Source organism: Mucilaginibacter sp. P5_A6 (genome assembly GCF_056400585.1).
The window spans coordinates 415529-434958 of sequence record NZ_JBFUKZ010000001.1; the positions used below are offsets into that span (position 1 = coordinate 415529).

The 19430-nt window shown below is 41.5% G+C and carries 13 protein-coding genes; all 13 read left to right on the forward strand.

Going from position 1 to position 19430, the window contains the following annotated elements; all coding sequences use genetic code 11:
• Positions 1–16: 16 nt before the first annotated feature.
• A complete protein-coding gene (locus tag AC1DO4_RS01740) occupies positions 17–907 on the forward strand; it encodes an AraC family transcriptional regulator (RefSeq protein ID WP_477401442.1) in 891 nt (296 codons plus the stop codon).
• Positions 900–3071 carry an alpha-galactosidase gene (locus AC1DO4_RS01745; RefSeq protein ID WP_477412386.1) on the forward strand — a complete coding sequence of 724 codons (2172 nt, stop codon included), beginning with the start codon at positions 900–902 and terminating at the stop codon, positions 3069–3071. Before AC1DO4_RS01740 ends, AC1DO4_RS01745 begins: the two co-directional genes overlap by 8 nt.
• An 18-nt stretch (positions 3072–3089) precedes the next feature.
• The gene (locus AC1DO4_RS01750; protein ID WP_477412388.1) at positions 3090–3890 is read left to right on the forward strand and encodes a DUF4350 domain-containing protein; all 801 of its coding nucleotides are present in this window, start codon (positions 3090–3092) and stop codon (positions 3888–3890) included.
• 419 nt (positions 3891–4309) lie between these two features.
• The gene (locus tag AC1DO4_RS01755) at positions 4310–4873 is read left to right on the forward strand and encodes an RNA polymerase sigma factor (protein ID WP_477412390.1); all 564 of its coding nucleotides are present in this window, start codon (positions 4310–4312) and stop codon (positions 4871–4873) included.
• A 97-nt stretch (positions 4874–4970) separates the two neighbouring features.
• On the forward strand, positions 4971–5858 hold the full coding sequence (locus AC1DO4_RS01760) for a FecR family protein (protein ID WP_477412392.1): 888 nt from the start codon (positions 4971–4973) through the stop codon (positions 5856–5858).
• Between the two features lie 164 nt (positions 5859–6022).
• The gene (locus tag AC1DO4_RS01765; protein WP_477412395.1) at positions 6023–9388 is read left to right on the forward strand and encodes a SusC/RagA family TonB-linked outer membrane protein; all 3366 of its coding nucleotides are present in this window, start codon (positions 6023–6025) and stop codon (positions 9386–9388) included.
• Between the two features lie 11 nt (positions 9389–9399).
• Positions 9400–11109: a RagB/SusD family nutrient uptake outer membrane protein gene (locus AC1DO4_RS01770; protein ID WP_477412397.1), complete on the forward strand. Its 1710-nt coding sequence runs from the start codon at positions 9400–9402 to the stop codon at positions 11107–11109.
• Between the two features lie 62 nt (positions 11110–11171).
• Complete coding sequence (locus AC1DO4_RS01775; protein ID WP_477412399.1) at positions 11172–12728, forward strand: rhamnogalacturonidase; 1557 nt, start codon at positions 11172–11174, stop codon at positions 12726–12728.
• A 16-nt stretch (positions 12729–12744) separates the two neighbouring features.
• A complete protein-coding gene (locus tag AC1DO4_RS01780) occupies positions 12745–14028 on the forward strand; it encodes a PQQ-dependent sugar dehydrogenase (RefSeq protein WP_477412401.1) in 1284 nt (427 codons plus the stop codon).
• Between the two features lie 8 nt (positions 14029–14036).
• Positions 14037–14480, forward strand: coding sequence for a c-type cytochrome (locus tag AC1DO4_RS01785; protein ID WP_477412403.1), 444 nt, complete (start codon positions 14037–14039; stop codon positions 14478–14480).
• Between the two features lie 29 nt (positions 14481–14509).
• On the forward strand, positions 14510–15727 hold the full coding sequence (locus AC1DO4_RS01790) for a glycoside hydrolase family 88/105 protein (protein ID WP_477412405.1): 1218 nt from the start codon (positions 14510–14512) through the stop codon (positions 15725–15727).
• Positions 15728–15729: 2 nt separating this feature from the next.
• Positions 15730–17331, forward strand: a complete 1602-nt coding sequence (locus AC1DO4_RS01795) for a glycoside hydrolase family 28 protein (RefSeq protein WP_477412407.1) — start codon at positions 15730–15732, stop codon at positions 17329–17331.
• Positions 17332–17357: 26 nt separating this feature from the next.
• A complete protein-coding gene (locus AC1DO4_RS01800; RefSeq protein WP_477412410.1) occupies positions 17358–19412 on the forward strand; it encodes a glucosidase family protein in 2055 nt (684 codons plus the stop codon).
• Positions 19413–19430: the final 18 nt, after the last annotated feature.

Consider the following 19430-nt stretch of genomic DNA (forward strand, 5'->3'; position numbering starts at 1 on the left):
TGGTAAATTAAGTTAAATGAAACCACAATTGTTAAAAGTATCTTCTGGTCCGGCTCAGTCCTTTAGCGTACGGCGCGACCTGGTTCCTTCTATTAATAACAAATGGCATTATCACCCGGAAGTTGAGTTGATCCACTTTGAAAAAGGTAGCGGAACCCAATTTATAGGTGATAATATACGGCAGTTTAACACCGGCGATATTGTAATGGTAGGATCATATCTGCCGCATTACTGGCGGTTTGATGATATCTATTTTTCCAGGGAAAATAGTGCCGAAGTTGATATCAGGGTTGCTCATTTTTGCGAAAATTTTTGGGGAAATGATTTTTTGCAACTCCCAGAGAACAAAATGATAAAAACTGTTCTGGAAAAAGCCAGGCGTGGGATACAAATTACCGGAAAAGCAAAAAAAGCTATTGCCGAAATTATGGGAAGGCTGCTTGTAGCCGAAGGGGCAAAAAGAATATTATTATTGATGGAGGTATTAAATGCCATTGCCGAATGTGACCAGGCCGATAGTTTATCATCAATAGGATTTAGCCCGAATGTTGAGGAGTCGCGAAATGACAGCATCAATGTTATTTATGAGTATTCACTGGCCAACTTTAAAAATAAAATACATATGGATGAACTTGCCGAATTGGCTGGGGTTAGTCCAAACTCATTTTGCCGGTATTTTAAATCGCGCACGCACAAAACCTATTCTAAATTTTTGCTGGAGATTAAAGTTGGGCATGCCTGTAAATTACTTATAGAAAACAGGCTGCCCTTAAAGCAATTATGTTATGAAAGCGGCTTCAACAATTTTGCAAATTTTCATAAATATTTTAAACGGATTACCGGCAAAAGCCCTTTAAATTATCAAAGAGAGTTTATCCAGGTAAAATCAACCTCTTTATATGAATAAATTAGTACTATATATTTACCTGGTACTTTTTTTTGTCGGTGCTGCTGCAAGCGCGCAAACCGGTAAAGAAATAATAACTATAACAACAAAAAACACAAGTGTAGTACTTAAAGTAGGTGCCAATAACAGGGTATACCAGGCATACCTGGGGAAACGGTTTTTAAATCAAACAGATAATAGCTTAATCCCCAATAATAAACATGAAGCCTATATTACCGGGGGGATGGAAGACCTGTTACAACCCGCCATCCGCTTAATTCATAGCGACGGTAACCCATCGCTCGAGCTAAGGTATGTAAATCACACAACAAAAAATTTAGACGAAAATATTTCAGAAACCAACATATTGTTGCAGGATCCCAAATATCCGGTGCAGGTAATATTGCATTACCAGGCTTTTAATAAGGAGGATATCATAAAATCGTGGGCCGAAATAAAAAATGATGAAAAAGGTGAAATAACCTTGGAAAATTACGCTTCATCTATGTTGCATTTTGAGGCTAAAGATTATTGGCTTACGCAGTTTCACGGCGATTGGGCCTCTGAAATGAAAATGCAGGAAAGCAAGCTTACAAGCGGTGTAAAAGAGATAGACAGTAAATTAGGCACCCGTGCAGATATGTACCAAACCCCGGTATTTTTCCTCGCACTAAATAAACCGGCAGATGAAACAACCGGAGAGCTAATTGCAGGTACATTAGCCTGGACAGGCAATTTTCAATTCCATTTTGAAATAGATGAACGCAACGCGTTAAGAGTAATATCGGGCATTAACCCCTATGCATCAACCTATAAATTAAAAAAAGGCGAAACCTTTGTAACCCCGGCATTTATTTTTACTTACTCAACTACAGGAAAGGGACAGGCGAGCCGGAATTTGCATCAATGGGCACGCAATTATGGTGTACTGGATGGCAATAAACCGCGCCTCACCTTATTAAATAACTGGGAGGCTACACATGTTAATTTTGATGAAAAAGAACTGGTAGGCTTATTTGATGATGCTACAAAACTGGGTGTCGATCTGTTTTTACTTGATGACGGATGGTTCGGAAACAAATACCCCCGTGATAACGACAAAGCGGGATTAGGAGATTGGCAGGAGAACAAGGCAAAACTACCAAACGGGATAGGCTATTTGGTTAAACAAGCTGAAGCTAAAGGATTAAAATTCGGTATTTGGCTTGAGCCGGAAATGGTAAATCCTAAAAGTGAACTATATGAGCAGCATCCGGATTGGATTTTAAAATTACCTAACCGGGATGAAAATTATCAGCGCAACCAGTTAGTGTTAGACCTTACAAATCCTAAAGTAGCCGACTATGTATACCATACGGTGGTTGATATGCTAACTAAGAATCCTGGCTTGGCATATATTAAATGGGATTGTAACCGGAGTATGAGTAATACCTGGTCGCCATATTTAAAGGATAGGCAGTCGGCTTTGTTTGTTGATTATACTTTAAGCCTTTATAAAATCTTGGATCGTATAAGACAAAAATATCCGCATTTACCTATTATGCTGTGTTCGGGAGGCGGGGGCCGTACCGACTATGGGGCTTTAAAATACTTCACCGAGTTTTGGCCCAGTGATGATACCGATCCCCTGGAGCGCGTGTATATACAATGGGGGTATAGTAATTTTTTCCCGGCCTCAACTATCTCAAGCCACGTTACATCCTGGGGAAAACAATCTATCAAATTCCGTACAGATGTTGCCATGATGGGTAAGCTGGGGTATGATATTAAAGTAAGCAAAATGACCGATGAGGAATTGCAGTTTAGCAAGCAGGCTGTTAAAAACTATAGCCGGCTAAACAATACAATCTGGTTTGGCGATCTGTACCGTATTATTTCTCCCTATGATGAAAACCGCATGGTGGCTATGTATGTAAATGCCGAAAAGTCAAAGGCTGTTTTGTTTAATTACAACCTTAACACAAGGTATAAAGAAGTATTTAACAGGGTGCGGCTACAGRGATTGGACAATCAAAAATTATATAAAGTGGAAGAAACAAACCTTATGCCGGGCGCCAGGTCAAACCTTGCAGAAAATGGTCATGTTTTTAGTGGTGATTATTTGATGACCATGGGGCTTAATTTAACCCCGGGAAAGTTAATCCCGTTAACCAGCATGGTAATAGAGATAAATGCAGAGAATTAAAATTTAAATAAGCTACTGATGCAATTTAAACAATACACTATAATAGCATTGCTTGCCGGAATAATTATACCTGCAGCAAGGGCTCAAACTAAAACCGTTACTTTGGATTATTTCTTTAATAATGAATATCGTAAAAATGCATCGGGTACAATGGAGCGTTTTCATTATACCTGGGAGGATACCAAAAGTTCCGGATATTCAATATGGGGGGATATTTTTAAACAGAATGGCGCAAGCCTGAAAAGCCTTACAGCCGAACCCAGCGCAGAAAGTTTAAAAGGTACTGATATTTATATTATTGTTGACCCTGATACGAGGAAAGAAACGGCCAATCCTAATTATATTGAGCCCCGACATGTTGAAGCCATAACCGATTGGGTTAAAAATGGTGGCGTGTTGGTAATGCTTGCAAATGACAGCGCTAATGCCGAACTACCTCATTTAAATAACCTTGCTGAAAAATTTGGGATCCATTTTAATGATGATTTGTATAAGCATGTTATTGACAAGCAATTTGAAATGGGAGCGATAAATGTGCCCCCGGATAATCCTGTAATTAAAACGGCCAGGAAGATTTATTTGAAGGACATAGCAACGCTTAAATTATCGCTAAATGCAAAACCGGTACTTACAGATAGTAATAAAGTGATTGTAGCCATTGCCCGTTATGGAAGGGGGATAGTGTTTGCAGTTGGCGACCCGTGGATATATAATGAATACACCAACGGGCGGCTTCCGGCAACATTTGGTTTCGAAAACGATAAAGTGGCAATAGATATAACTAAATGGCTCCTGGCGCAGATACCCAAAAGGAAATAGTTTAATTAACAAAGGATAAAAAAGCTGGTTTTGATTATTGGGAAATATAAAATGCAGTGAATAAGTGTCTTGCGTTAAAATATAGGTGCAGGTTTTTAAGTAACATTTATGTTGCTATTTTGTACTTATCCAATTTTTAATATACTTTTAAATGGTGGCAGAATGAATTCTGTCAAAAATTATAAGCCAGTTAACATCGTATAAATAATTTATACTTATAAATAAAATGGGGCTGTTTAATAGCTGATAAATTAACTTTAGTGTAATTAACCAGATAGCAATATAGATGAATAAATTGCTAAATTAATTGCATAAACAAGCCGTAATTATAATTTAATTGCGATACCAATTATCAAAAAACCAATTATTAGTAATATAGGCTTACTTAAAGGGAGACTGTATTATTTATTAGATGAAAAATGCTGTCTGAAGTAGAGTTAATAACGTTAATTAAGCAAGGAGATATCCGGGCCTTTGATGAGTTTTATAAAAGAAACTGGAGGGTCTTATATCAGGTGGCATATCGTTCAACAGGTTCTCCCGACGATGCGAAGGATCTTGTTCAAACGGTTTTTATCAGTTTATGGAAATGCCGGTTTAATCTTTGCCCCGATCAATATAATTCATCTTACCTGTTAAGAGCGCTGAAGAATAATATTATTAACTTTTATAAAAAGGATGCAGTCAGGAAAAAAGGTGTGGATGAACTTTTGCAGTTAAGCGGCGGTAACGAATTTACTAATGAAGACGATTTAATTGCCAAAGAGCTCGCACTTACAATTGAAGGCCGTATTAAAGAACTTCCCGGTAAAATGCAGCAGGTATTTGTATTATCCCGTCAACAAAACTTATCCATCAGCGAAATATCCGAGATGCTCAACATAGCCCCCCGAACAGTAAAAAATCAGATCTCCAATGCCCTCAAAATATTACGTACCGGATTGGACGTATTCCTGGTAATAATTTTCCTTTTTTTAAAATAAATCTGGTACCAAAACCAGTTGGGCTTGTATTATACGTACCAATGCATGAACTGCCTTGTAAGCAGGATATTTTAAAACCAAATACACTTTTATAATAATGATAAAATGGCTGAAGCCTGGTCATAAGCCTGTAGCTGGTGAAGCACATCTGCAAGATGAGGAGGCAATGAAGGCGGTAGAGAAGCAGATGTTAACCAACATCCATAAAGAGATTTATGGCAAATGGTATTTTATAAAAACAACACCTGGCAAATATGCTGTTGCAGCCTCATTTGTGCTGCTGTGTTGCTCTATAGCATTGGGTCTTAAACTTTCTTTTAAAAATAGAATCAATTTTGTTACGGTAGCCGCCGCAAAGGGACATATAAATATTATTTCTCTGCCCGATGGATCAACGGTATGGTTAAATTCAGGTTCATCTATAAAATATCCCGATAGGTTTGGCGAAACCCGCGAGATACAGCTGATTAACGGCGAAGCTTATTTTGATATAAAGCATAATGAACATTCTCCTTTTATAGTTCACTATGGCGGTTTACACGCACGTGTTTTAGGAACGGCCTTCAATATAAAGTACTTCAAAAAGGTTAGCGATGTAAGGGTAACTGTAACAAGGGGGCTTGTTGAGGTTGGAAAAGGTATTAACAGCTTTGGTGTACTTGCACGTGATAATGAAGTTACTTACGATCAGCTAAATAATCAGCATATTATCCGCAAAGTTGATTCGCGAAAGATAGCTGCCTGGCGAACCAATGAGGTTAATTTATACAATGTTTCTTTTGCCGAATTAACGCTCAGGCTGGAAAACATCTATAACATTCATGTTAACTATGATCATAATAAAATGAATGCATTACCAACAACTATTCATTTTTCAGATAAGGATAATTTACAGCAGGTGCTTGAAATTATTAAGACGATACACCATGTTAACTATACAATAAGCGGGAAGGAGGTTTTATTGGAAAAAAAAGTTAACAGATAATAAACAAAAAATGTCAATGTCCATGAGCAAAGCTTAACGGACACTGACACTGTAGTTAATGTAAGTTATTGGCAGGTTCGAAGCTAAACCAATGATTTACACAGTTTTTAAACAAAAACTCTGTAAAGATGATAAAAAAATTGACTAAATCTTTTACTTTTTTCATGAAAGTATCAATAACTGTAATAGTTTGTTCGCTGGTGTTTTGCCAGTTATTGCTGGCTAAAACAGCAGAGAGCCAAATTTCAGCCACCCTTGTCAAAATTTCATTTGGCAAAGAAAGCCTGCAAAGCTCTATCAGTAAGCTCGAAAAGCAAACGGGCATTAAATTTTCATATAACCCCGAAGATTTAAAGGGTTATTCCATTAAACCCAATAAATTTAAAGAGGAAAGGTTGAGTAGTGTACTTAATTATTTATTTTCTAAAACCCAACTCACTTTTAAAGAAATTAACGATGGTATTGTAATTTATGAGAAAACAGCATCATTAAAAACCAGTTTAACAACCAATGAAACCGATGGGCCGAATATAAATAATGTATCTGCAGATATTACAATTACAGGTAAGGTGTCGGATGCAAATGGGTCGTTACCTGGTGTTTCTGTAGTGATTGAAGGTAGCACTAAGGGCGTTATTACTAACACAAATGGCGATTATACGCTTAAAGCGGCCCCGGATGCCACACTTGTATTTTCTTCTATCGGGTATAAAACACAAAAGGTAGCCGTAAACAATCAAACGGTTATTAATGTAACCATGACAAGCGACCTGAAATCACTGAGTGATGTTATTGTGGTTGGTTATGGCGTTCAGAAAAAATCAGATATAACAGGTTCAATAGTTTCTGTTAATGAGCAGGCGCTTCGCGACATTCCGGCCGCAAATATAGGTCAGGCGTTACAGGGACAGGCCGCCGGCGTTGATATTCAAAAAAGTGGAGGTAATAATCATCCCGGTGCATCACCCTCTATTTTAATCAGGGGAACCCGGTCAAAAAATGCTTCAAATGCTCCTTTGATTGTAGTTGATGGACTTCCTTTTAATGGGAGCCTTAATGATATAAACCCGGATGATATCACCTCCTTAGAAGTATTAAAGGATGCGTCTTCAACCGCTATTTATGGTTCGAGGGGTGCTAACGGTGTTTTGTTGGTTTCTACCCGCCGGGGGAAAAAAGGCGGCCCGGTTATATCCTACAGTGGTTATGCCGGTTATAACCAACCATTAGGGCATTATAATATTATGAATGGCCCGCAATTTACAGATCTGAAAAAATGGGGCCTTATCAATGGAAACCCTGGTAAATATACGGGGCTCGATGATCCAAAGTTTTTAACAGATGGCTCATTTGCTCCCCAGGAGGTAACATCCATTAATACCGGGCGCAGTACCGACTGGCAGAATCTTATCTATAGAAACGGTTTTGTAACCGATCATCAGTTAGGTGTTACAGGTGGGAGCGAACTAACTCAATATGCCATATCTGGCGGGTATTATAATGAAACAGGTATTTATTTCGGCCAGTCTTTTGCACGTTACTCCATTAAGCTTAGTATCGATCAGCAATTGGGTAAATATGTTAAAGTTGGTTTAAGCAGCCTGAACACATTGAGTTATACCAATGGCGAAAATGCCAACCCGCTTGGCCAGGCCTTAAGGGCAAGCCCGCTTTCAACTCCATATGATGATGCTACCGGGAAACTGGTAGGTTTTACAGCCGGAAGCGCTAACCAGGTATGGAATCCCCTTGCTAATTTTGTTCCGAATGCGGTTGTTGAAACCCGGAAAAGATTTGGAACTTTTACTACACTATATGCAGAAGCCAATCTTGCACCGGGCTTAAAATACAGGTTTAATGGTGGTGCCGAAATACGGCCCGATGTATACGGAAACTTTTATGCCGGCGCCACAACCAACAACCTTGGCGGAGCATCAACCGCAACTAACCAAAGTACTTACAGCTATAATTACACGCTTGAAAATATATTAACTTACGATAAAGTAATTGCACAAAAGCATCATATAAATTTTACCGGTTTATACAGTTTGCAGGAAAGCCAGTCGCAATATAACTCGTTTAGTTACAATAATATTTTATCAGATGGTATTCAGTATTTTAATCCGCAATACGGATCCAATTTAAGCGGCACAGGAACATATTCTAAATGGGATATTATCTCCTATATGGCAAGGGTAAACTATGGTTATGCCAATAAATACCTGCTTACATTAACCATGCGTTCAGATGGGTCATCCCGTTTGGCTCCGGGTAACAAATATCATGTGTTCCCTTCAGCGGCCGCTGCCTGGAATGTTACCCAGGAAAGCTTTTTAAGTGATTCGCGCGTATTATCAAACCTTAAATTACGTGTAAGCTACGGCACGGTTGGTAATACAGCAATTGATCCTTACCAAACGCTGGGTGCTTTATCATCAGTTACTTACAATTTTGGCTCTACAAACCTAACCGGCGCTTATCCAACAAGCGTCCCTAATCCTAACCTTACATGGGAATATACATCTACATTAAATGCAGGGGTTGATTTCGGCTTTTTCCAGGGGCGCATCACCGGTGCGGTTGATGCCTATCAGCAGCGTACACGGTCATTGTTGTTACCGTTGTCCTTACCGCCAACATCGGGTATCCCCAACAGTATTTTAACCAATGTGGGCCAAACACAAAATAAAGGTATCGAAATAAGCTTAAATACTATTAATATACCTGGTAATGGAAGAAATAGCTTTAGCTGGTCTACCGGTTTTAATATCACCTTTAACAGGGGCAAGGTAACCAAATTATCAAACGGTGTTAGCCAGGATATCACTAACAACCTGTTCGTTGGGCAACCCCTCGGCGCTATATTTGATTATAAAAAAACCGGCATCTGGCAAAATACGGCTGCCGATACTGCTCAGGCTAAAAGCCTGGGACTTACCATTACCGGAACCGGTTCTGTTATAGGTACCATAAAAGTAGAAGATGTAAATAAAGATGGAAAGATTAATGCCAGCGACAGGATAATACTCGGATCCGATCAGCCAAAATATACAGGTGGATTTACCAACCGGATAGGCTTTAAAGGATTTGATTTTACCGTTGTAGGAGTTTATAGGGTTGGCGGCACAATAACGTCAAGGTTATTTCAGAGCGGTGGTTTTGTCAACACCTTCCAGGGTAATTACAATAATATAAATGAGGATTACTGGACACCAACCAATCATCAAAATTATTATCCTAAGCCAAATTCCGCAGCAACCAATACGCCTTACTCGTCGTTGCTAAGCTATTTTGATGGTACTTTTCTTAAAATAAGGAGCGCTACCCTGGGTTATTATATGCCCGAATCAATAACAAAACGTATTAAAGCAAAGTCATTAAGGATATACGCCACGGCGCAAAACCCATTTATACTTTTTTCTCCGTACCGCAATACTTATCATGGTCTTGACCCCGAAACAGCAGGAAGTTTAGCCATTGATACTCCTCCTACCAAGTCGTTTACATTCGGTATTAACATGACACTTTAAATTAAAATACGATGAAAAGGATATATATATATTTATACACCTGTTTATTTTTAGGTCTTATAACTACAGCATGTAAGAAAACATTGGTAGAAGACCCAAAATCAACTCTTACACCCGCTTTTTTTGCAACAAACCAAGGCTTCCAGGCCGGCCTCACAGCGGCTTATGCCGGGTTCCGTACTATATGGGGGCCCGATACCTATTTTGAAATGACGGTGCCCGGTACCGATGAGTTTATTGCCGGTAATGATGGTAATAATGGACTGGTAAAATATAACAGTAACTTTAACACCGCCGATGGTATAGTTGCAGGGATCTGGAAAAATTGCTACACATACATCAATACTTGTAACGGGTTAATCAATAATGCACCGGCGGGACTTGATACTGCTACAAAATCAAGAGGTATTGCCGAGGCGAAATTTTTGCGTGCAAACTATTATTTTATCTTAGTACAATTTTGGGGAGATGTAACGCTTAATAAAACATTTCAGGCGACCCCTACAACCTCTGCAACACGCAGCAAAATGGCCGATGCTTATGGTTTTATAATTCAGGATCTGAAAGATGCCATCGCCGTTCTTCCTGCGGGCCCTTTATCAAGTGGCGTTCTTCCGGGTAAGGCTACAAAAGCTGCCGCCATGCACATGCTGGCAAAAGTTTATTTAACAAGAGCCGGTTCATCAGCCAAACAAGCAGATGATTATAAAAATGCGTATGCTAATGCAATTGATTTGATCACTAATGTTGCCCCGGCAGCAGGCCTTAGGTTGCAGCAGGATTTTGGAAGTGTATTTGCCGAAGGCAATGAAAGTAACAGCGAAATATTATGGACAGTACAACACACTACAACACTGGCCTACAATGGTTCGCCTACTCAAAATAATAGCGGCCCCGATAATCTTTTGTGCCATTTATTTGCGCCGAAATATGAGGTGCAACCAGGTATGCAGCGCAGTACGCTTTATGGACGACCTTACATTCGTGCAGTGCCTACCCATTGGCTTACAGATACCGTATTTAAAGAAAGGGTGAATGACCAGCGTTATAAAAAAACATTTCAAACCATGTGGTTATGTAACAATGCGGCTTCTATACCTACCTGGCCTAATCCTTTGCCGGCAGGCGCCCCGGCAAGTGCACAGCCTGGCGCACCTAAATTTACTGTTGGGGATACAGCTATATGGATGCCGGGTTATGCGATGACTTCAAGCCAAATTGCCGGATATCGTTACCAGGTTATCCCGCCAAATAAATATAGCATTGCTTTGTCACCTGCCATGATCAAGTATTTTGATACCAAACGACCAGATCAAAATTCGCCATCCAGCAGGCCAATCATAATATACAGATTAGCCGAAACCTATTTAATTGCTGCCGAAGCATTATTGATGGATGGCCGTGCAGCCGATGCTGTGCCATATGTAAACGCGGTGCGCGAAAGGGCTGCTTATCCGTCGGGCAACGCAGCTGCAATGGATATCACTGCTGATAAAGTTACGTTGGATTTTATTTTGGATGAGCGTTCAAGAGAATTATGCGGCGAACTTGTACGCTGGATGGACCTGGCCAGAACAGGTAAATTATTGGAACGCGTAAAGCTGCATAACACTGATGGTAAGAATAATATTCAACCATTTCATGTACTGCGGCCAATTCCGCAAACACAGATTGATGCTACAATTACCGGTACTCCGTACCCTCAAAACCCTGGCTGGTAAACCAGGGTTTTGAGAATAATTTAACTGTCAACCTATAAAAACATTAAGTAACAATAAACCCTATGAAAAAATACAACCCAATACCGGGTATCCTTATTATTTTTCTTTTGTTTTTTTATGGCCTTGGGGCCCAGGCTGATGTTAAGTCATCTCCGGAAACATCACCTTATAACGTAAAACTTTATGGCGTAAAAGGAGATGGCAAAGCCATTGATACCAAAGGGATTAATAAAGCAATAGATGCGGCGGCAACAGCTGGCGGGGGCACTGTTTACTTTCCCGCCGGCAATTATTTGTGCGGTTCCATTCATCTCAAAAGTAATATCTCTTTGTATATAGACCAGGGAGCTACAATAATTGCAGCTCCAATTGCTGATGATTCGGGTTATGATTTACCCGAAGACAAGATCGACAACAAATACCAGGATTTTGGCCACAGGCATTGGCATAACAGTTTGATATGGGGCGAAAACCTGCATGATATTTCCATATTAGGTCCGGGTACCCTTTGGGGAAAAGACCTGGTACGGAGTAACAAAGGAGAGGATGACAAGCGCCCGAACAAAACCATCAGCCTTTATTTATGCCGAAATGTGATCATTAAAGACATATCTATACTGCATGGCGGCTGGTTTGGCATCCTGGCTACCGGGATAGATAATTTTACTATTGATAATGTGAAAATGGATACCAACCGCGACGGGATGGATATTGACTGCTGCCGTAATGTGCGTATTTCCAATTGCAGTGTTAACTCGCCCTATGATGATGGTATATGTTTGAAAAGCACCTTTGGGCTCGGCTTTGCCCGCGCTACAGAAAACGTTACCATCACCAACTGCCAGGTAAGCGGTTATGATGAAGGTTCGTTTTTAGACGGTACTTTTAAACGGAACGAAAAAAAATACTCCGACGGCAATCCTACAGGCCGTATAAAAATGGGCACCGAATCAAATGGTGGATTTAAGAATGTCACCATTTCAAATTGTGTATTTGATTATTGCCGTGGTTTGGCTCTTGAAACCGTTGATGGCGCGCTTTTAGAAGATGTTACCATTACCAATATTACCATGCGCGATATTGTAAACGCACCAATCTTTGTTCGGTTAGGGGCACGCATGCGCGGGCCCGAAGGCACACCGGTAGGCGTGCTCAGACGAGTTATCATCAGCAATGTGGTATGTTATAATGCCGATAATAAGCATGGCGCAATCATAAGCGGAATCCCCGGCCACGATATTGAAGACCTGCGGTTAAGTAACATCAGGATCTATTACAAAGGTGGCGGTACTAAAGAGCAGTCAACACGTGAGGTGCCTGGTTTAGAAAAAGAATATCCCGAACCATACCGTTTTGGTACAATGCCGTCCTATGGTTTCTTTATCCGCAATGTTAAAGATCTTAAAATGAACGATGTGGAGGTAAGTTATATTGATGAGGATCTTCGCCCGGCATTTATACTTGACCATGTAACCGGTGCCGATTTTCAGCATATAAAAGCGCAGAAAGCGGCCAATGCGCCGGCATTTGTTTTAAATGAAGTAAAAGATTTTAACATATATAACAGCCTGCCGGTAGCAAACACCAGGATGGCGGATGTGAATAAGAAGGAACTTTAATAAAATAAATAATTGCATGAAAAGTAAACTATCCAGGTCAATAATAATACTTACAGCGCTTGCCGTAAGCGTAACACTTTATGCCCTAAAACCGGCCGCCGATATAGTGCCCGATGCCGATAATGCCGGTTTAAAATTGCCCGCTGGATTTGGCGCCTTAAAAGTTGCCGAAACAGGTGCCAAGGCAAGGCATTTGGTGGTTACGCCACAGGGCGATATTTATGTAAAGCTTGCAAAGCTTAACAAAGAAGGTAAAGGTATTTTAGTATTTCATGAAGCTGCAAATGGCAAGGCCGAACTCAAATCGGGCTTTGGCACTTACGGTGGTACCGAAGTTTATTTAAAAAACGGGTACCTCTATGCTTCATCCAATACCGAGGTATTCAGGTATAAGGTGAATGATAAAAATGAAGTTATTAACCCGGATGAGCCCGAAAAAATAGTTACCGGTTTAAAGGCGGGCCGCCAGCATGAAACCAAATCGTTTGTATTGGATAACGATGGCAATATTTATGTAAACATAGGTGCCTGGTTTAATTCATGCCAGGAAAAAGACCGCGGGCTGCATTCGCCAGGTATACCGGGCTGCCCTATTCTTGATTCTATGGGAGGGGTGTGGCAATTTAAAGCCGACAAATTAAACCAAACCTATGGCGATGGTGTGCGATATGCAACCGGGCTAAGGAATATGGTAGGTATGGATTGGAACCAGCAGGATAACCAGCTTTTTGTAATGCAACATGGCAGGGATAACCTCAACAGTGCATGGCCCGAACTATATACCACCAAGCAATCTGCCGAGTTACCAGCCGAATGTTTATATGCCCTTAAAAAGGGCGACAATGCAGGCTGGCCGTACATGTATTACGACCAGATTCAGCATAAAAAGATACAAGCCCCTGAGTATGGCGGCGATGGAAAAAAAGAAGCCGATGCTAAATTTCTTGATCCGGCTGCCGCCTATCCTGGCCATATGGCGCCCAACGGTTTGCTGTTTTATACCGGCAATCAATATCCGGCGAAGTATAAAAACGGGGCCTTTATAGCATTTCATGGTTCATGGAACAGGGCTCCCGAACCACAGGCCGGATACTTCGTGGTTTTTCAGCCATTTAAAAATGGAAAGCCCGACGGCGATTGGGAAGTATTTGCAGATGGTTTTTCGGGCTCACCCGAAAAAACCGCCGCTGGTCGTGCCGATCATCGTCCCTGCGGGCTTGCCCAGGGTACCGATGGTTCTTTGTATGTTACTGATGATTCAAAAGGTACCATATACCGCATTATCTACACTAAAAAGTAATTGCTGCAATGAGAAAATATTTAATGATTATCATCTTCATTTTTAGCTGCTCTCAGTTAATGGCCCAGGTTAAAGCTTCAACAAAAAAACGGACTAAACCCCGGCGAAGCTTAGCTGCCCCAGTGGTTGACGGCAAAAGTGTATATGTAAAATATTGTTTAACCTGCCACCAGGCCGATGGAGGCGGGGTACCGAATATGAATCCGCCATTAACTAAAACATCTTATGTGCTGGGCGATAAAACCCGCCTGATTAAGGTTGTGCTTAACGGGTTTTCGGAAAACGTTGATATTGATGGTGAATCATACTCCAACGTGATGCCTGCACATGATTTTTTGAAAGATCAGGAAATTGCAGCTGTGTTAACCTATGTCAGGAAAAACTTTACCAATAAAGCCGGGGCAATAAGTACAGTACAGGTAAAGGCTGTAAGAGCCGCTAATAAAAAATAAATCCTTTTTAAAACAGATACCTTAATATTATGAAATCATTTTTATACTTATTACTAATGGTTTGCCCGGCGATAGCATTTGGGCAGGATACCAACACCGAAGCAGTTGTTCGCAAAGTTGCCGACAATATAGTTCAAAACACCTCATTTAAATTTATCAATTCCAATACCAAAGAAAAATACGATTCTACAAAAGGATTGGCATCATCGGCCGATATTAAAGCTGATAGCAAATACAATAAGTGGGCCTATGTAAACGGTGTTTTGGCCATTGGCATGGTGCAAACTGCCGATGTGCTTAAGGATAAAAAATACTCGGAGTATTCTCAGCACAATTTTGCATTCATTTTTGATAACCTTAATTATTTTGAAACGCTTCAAAAAGCTAAAACACCCAAAGTAGAATATGGGTCTGTATTTAACATCACCAACCTTGATGCTTGCGGGGCAATGTCTGCCGGGTTGTTTGATGTAAATTCGCTGGCACAAAGAAAAGATTACCAGGCCTATTTAGAAAGATCTGCAGCTTATATTTCAACCAAACAGATGCGTTTGGCAGATGGTACGTTTGCACGCCCGCAACCACGTTTTGGTACCCTTTGGGCCGATGATATGTTTATGAGCATCCCGTTTTTAGCGCGTATGGGCAAGCTTACGGGCAACACCAAATACTTTGATGATGCGATAAAGCAGGTAGAGAATTTTAACAAATATCTTTACGATCCTGCTACAGGCCTTTTCTTTCATAATTATTATTCCGACGATCAAACCAATGGTGTAGGCCATTGGGGTCGCAGCAACGGCTGGATAGCCATGGCACAGGTTGAGCTGTTAAACAATTTGCCGGCAAACCACCCCAAACGTCCCGAACTGATAAAATTGCTGTTGAGGCAAATTGTAGGTTACTCCCGCTACCAGGATCAAACCGGTTTATGGCACCAGTTATTGGATAAACCCGATTCATACCTGGAAACATCAGTTACAGCTATGTACACTTATGCCGTAGCCCGTGCAGTAAACCAGGGCTGGATCAATGAAAAGTACTTAGCTATAGCCCGCGAAGGATGGGATGGTTTAAAAACCAAAATTACAGCCGGCGGAGAATTGCAGGATGTTTGCATTGGTACAAACATGGATACCGACATTAAATTTTACTACACCAGGCCAACCGAGCTAAACGATACACATGGTTTAGGAGCCTTATTATTGGCCGGAACCGAAATGCTTAAAGCAGAAAGGAAAAAATAACCATGTACAAGCTAACCAGGCTATTGTTGGGTATTATCCTTACAGTAGCATGTAATTCAAGTTTGTTTGCTGCCAACGTGGATATTACCGCTTACGGTGCTGTAGGTGATGGTACAACATTAAATACCGCGGCTATTCAAAAAGCAATTGACGCTTGTTATAAAAGCGGTGGTGGTAAAGTTGTTATTCCTTCGGGAGTGTTTTTAACAGGCACAATCGCACTGAATGATAATATTACACTGCAGCTAAACAAAGGCGCTGTTTTATTGGGCAGTACCGATGTTAACGATTATAAAAATCTTGATCCGTTTGTAGATGGGCTTGGCATAAGTGTTGGCTGGGCGCTGGTTGTAGCCGTTGATAAAAAAAATATAGGCATTGCGGGCGAGGGTACCATTGATGGCCAGGGATCAAAACTCAAAGCGCGGCAAATATTAACCGATACACGTGCCGAATCGCAGCGCTGGGGCAGGCGTCCGTTTTTATTGCGTATTGTACGTTGCCAGAACGTTGCTTTAAATGGTGTTACCCTAAATTATGCCGCAGCCTGGACATCGCATTACTTTCAATGCAAACAGGTAAGCATTAAAAATGTAAAAATTGTAAGCAGGGGCGTAGCGCACAATGATGGAATGGATATAGATGGCTGCCAGGGTGTTACAATTAAGGATTGTGATGTGGAAAGCGGCGATGACGCTTTGTGTTTTAAAACAACATCAAGCAAAATGGCCTGTAAAGACATTGTTGTTTCTGGATTGCGGTTAAAAAGCGGCCAGGGAGCTATCAAGATCGGAACTGAATCCATGGCGGCATTTGAGAACATTAGCATATCACAATGTTATATTTATGATACAGCCAATGGCGGTATAAAACTGCTTTCGGTTGATGGTGCAAATATCAGGAACGTCCAAATCAGTGATATTACCATGGTTGAGGTAAAAACGCCTATACTCATTCGTTTAGGTGCCAGGTTAAGTGTATTCCGTAAAGATCAGGATAGTCAGCAACTTATAGGGACGCTTGAAAACGTAACCATCAAAAATGTAAAAGCGAAAGCGGCAGATAACGCACAGCTGATGCCGCCATCGGGTATCCTGATAACGGGTATTCCCGGGCATTACATTAAAAACCTGGCATTAGAAAACATAGAGATAAACCTTGCAGGCGGCGGAAGCAATGAAAATGCCAGGCAGGTTGTGCCCGAAGCCATTGATAAATATCCGGAAGTAAAAACATTTGGTCCGCTGGTACCGGCGTACGGTGTTTGGGCAAGGCACGTGGATGGATTAAAGGTCAGCAATGTAAAATTTACCTTAAGCCATAATGATCTTCGGCCAGCCATTATCTGTGAGGATGGGAAAAACATAGAACTTAATTCCTGCATAATTCCCGAAACTACCGGCGCCCAGGCTGTAATAAGGTTAGAGAATGTTACCGGGGCGCGAATAAATAATACTACTGTAACCGGGGCTGCGGATGCATTTGTGCGTGTTGAAGGCAATGCAAGCCGTGATGTACATATCCTGGAAAATAAAATCCCCGGCATACAAAAAAAAGTTGAGCTATCTGCTGATTTGAAAGCCGGAACAGCTGTTTTGGATTAGAATAATAAATTGACGATCAATATAAAATGAAGGCAAATATTTGCAAAGTATTTTTAGGCTTAGTTTTTCTACTGCCCTGTAGGCTTTATGCCCAGCAGAGTGCTTTACCAAAACAAACCGACCGTTGGGCCATACAACCAGATGGAAGTATCAAATGGACCATTAATGGCAGATTACCGCATACAGATCATATAGAAATGTCGGGAGAAAAAGTATCAGTCTGGGTTCAGTATGGGTTAGATAGCTCTGGCAGATCGTCTGTTTTGCGAACGGTGGTGTTCCCAACATTCAGAATGATGCCCGATGGTACCCGCACCCATATTGATTATACTTTTCAGGATAGCGGGCTGCCCCGGTTTTACATTAATAATCGGCAGTTAAAAACTGACCTGCCCAGCGGGAAAAAGTCGGGCGATCTTTCCTATAACATCAAAAGTATCAGCCACAAAGGCATTATGCGGATTGAGGCGATAACAGGCAACCCGGCGCTGGTAAAAATTGAACGATGTATTTTTCCCTCGGTGGATAAACCTATGGTTATTGAAAAGTTTGCGTTTACTAATATTACCGATAAGCCGGTCACCATTTCCATGGAATACCTGCGGCATGAGGTCAGGACGGATAGCCTTAAAAGTAAAGTGAGGCCCCATTCCATCATCATGGGATCTGCCAATAGTGGCAGCCGTATAGTGCAACCCGGTGAGCGTACAACTTTCGCGGTTTATTATTTGGCAACGGATTTTCCGGCCCGGCCCATTACGGTTAATGCAGACGCAGAAGAAAAAGCCCGTGAAAACCGTGTAAATACAATTTTATCACCGCTGCAATTAAAAACACCCGATACCTTGTTGAATACTGCGTTCTCCTTTGCCAAGATCAGGGGAACGGAGAGTATTTACAAAACCAAAGCAGGCTACCTGCATGGGCCCGGCGGGCTGGCATACTATGCCGCCATCTGGGCAAATGACCAGGCCGAGTATATTAGTCCCTTCTTCGCGTTTTCGGGAGATAGTATTGGTAACCTGTCGGCCATGACCTGCTACCGCTTGTTTGCCAGGTATATGAACCCGGGGTACAAACCCATACCCAGCTCCATAGTTGCCGAAGGTGACGCCGTATGGAAGGGTGCGGGTGACCGTGGCGACCAGGCCATGATAGCCTATGGCGCTTCGCGGTACGCACTGACCTATGGCCTCCCCGATTCTGCAAGAGTATTGTGGCCGCTCATTACCTGGTGCCTGGAATATAGTCACCGGAAGCTAAACGACCAGGGCGTGGTTACTTCAGATCATGATGAGCTGGAAGGTCGCTTTCCATCAGGTAAAGCCAACCTGTCAACCAACAGCCTTTATTATGACGCGTTGATATCGGCGGCTTACCTTGGCAAACAATTGCATCAGCCAAAAGCACAAACAGATGAGTATTTAAAACAAGCCGCAACGCTTAAAAGTAATATCGAAAAATATTTCGGAGCAACCATAGAAGGCTTTGAAACCTATAAGTACTACGAAACCAATGATGTACTGCGTGCCTGGATCTGCCTGCCCCTTACCATGGGTATTTTAGATAGGAGCGAAGAAACCATCAATGCCCTGTTTTCGCCCCGCTTATGGACGGCTGACGGATTAGCTACCGAGGCAGGCAAAGAAACTTTTTGGGATCGCTCAACCCTGTATGCGCTTCGTGGTGTACTGCAGGCTGGTAAAACAGAAAAGGCAATGGACTACCTGCGTTATTATTCGCGCAGAAGATTGTTAGGAGAGCACGTGCCTTACCCTGTAGAAGCCTATCCCGAGGGTAACCAAAGGCATCTATCTGCCGAGAGCGGACTTTACTGCAGAATATTCACCGAAGGCTTATTCGGTATGCGGCCAACAGGCTTTAACAGCTTTAACTGCACGCCGCGGCTGCCAAATGGCTGGAATGAAATGGCACTTGATAATATCCATTCATTCGGGCACGTGTTCAACCTTATAATATCGAGGCTGAATAAGGGGAAATTAAATATTACCGTAACCGAGGGTAGCAAAACCATCCAATACAAATTAAATGATGGAGGTACACAAGCGGTCACTTTATAAGTAGCAATAACCAATAAA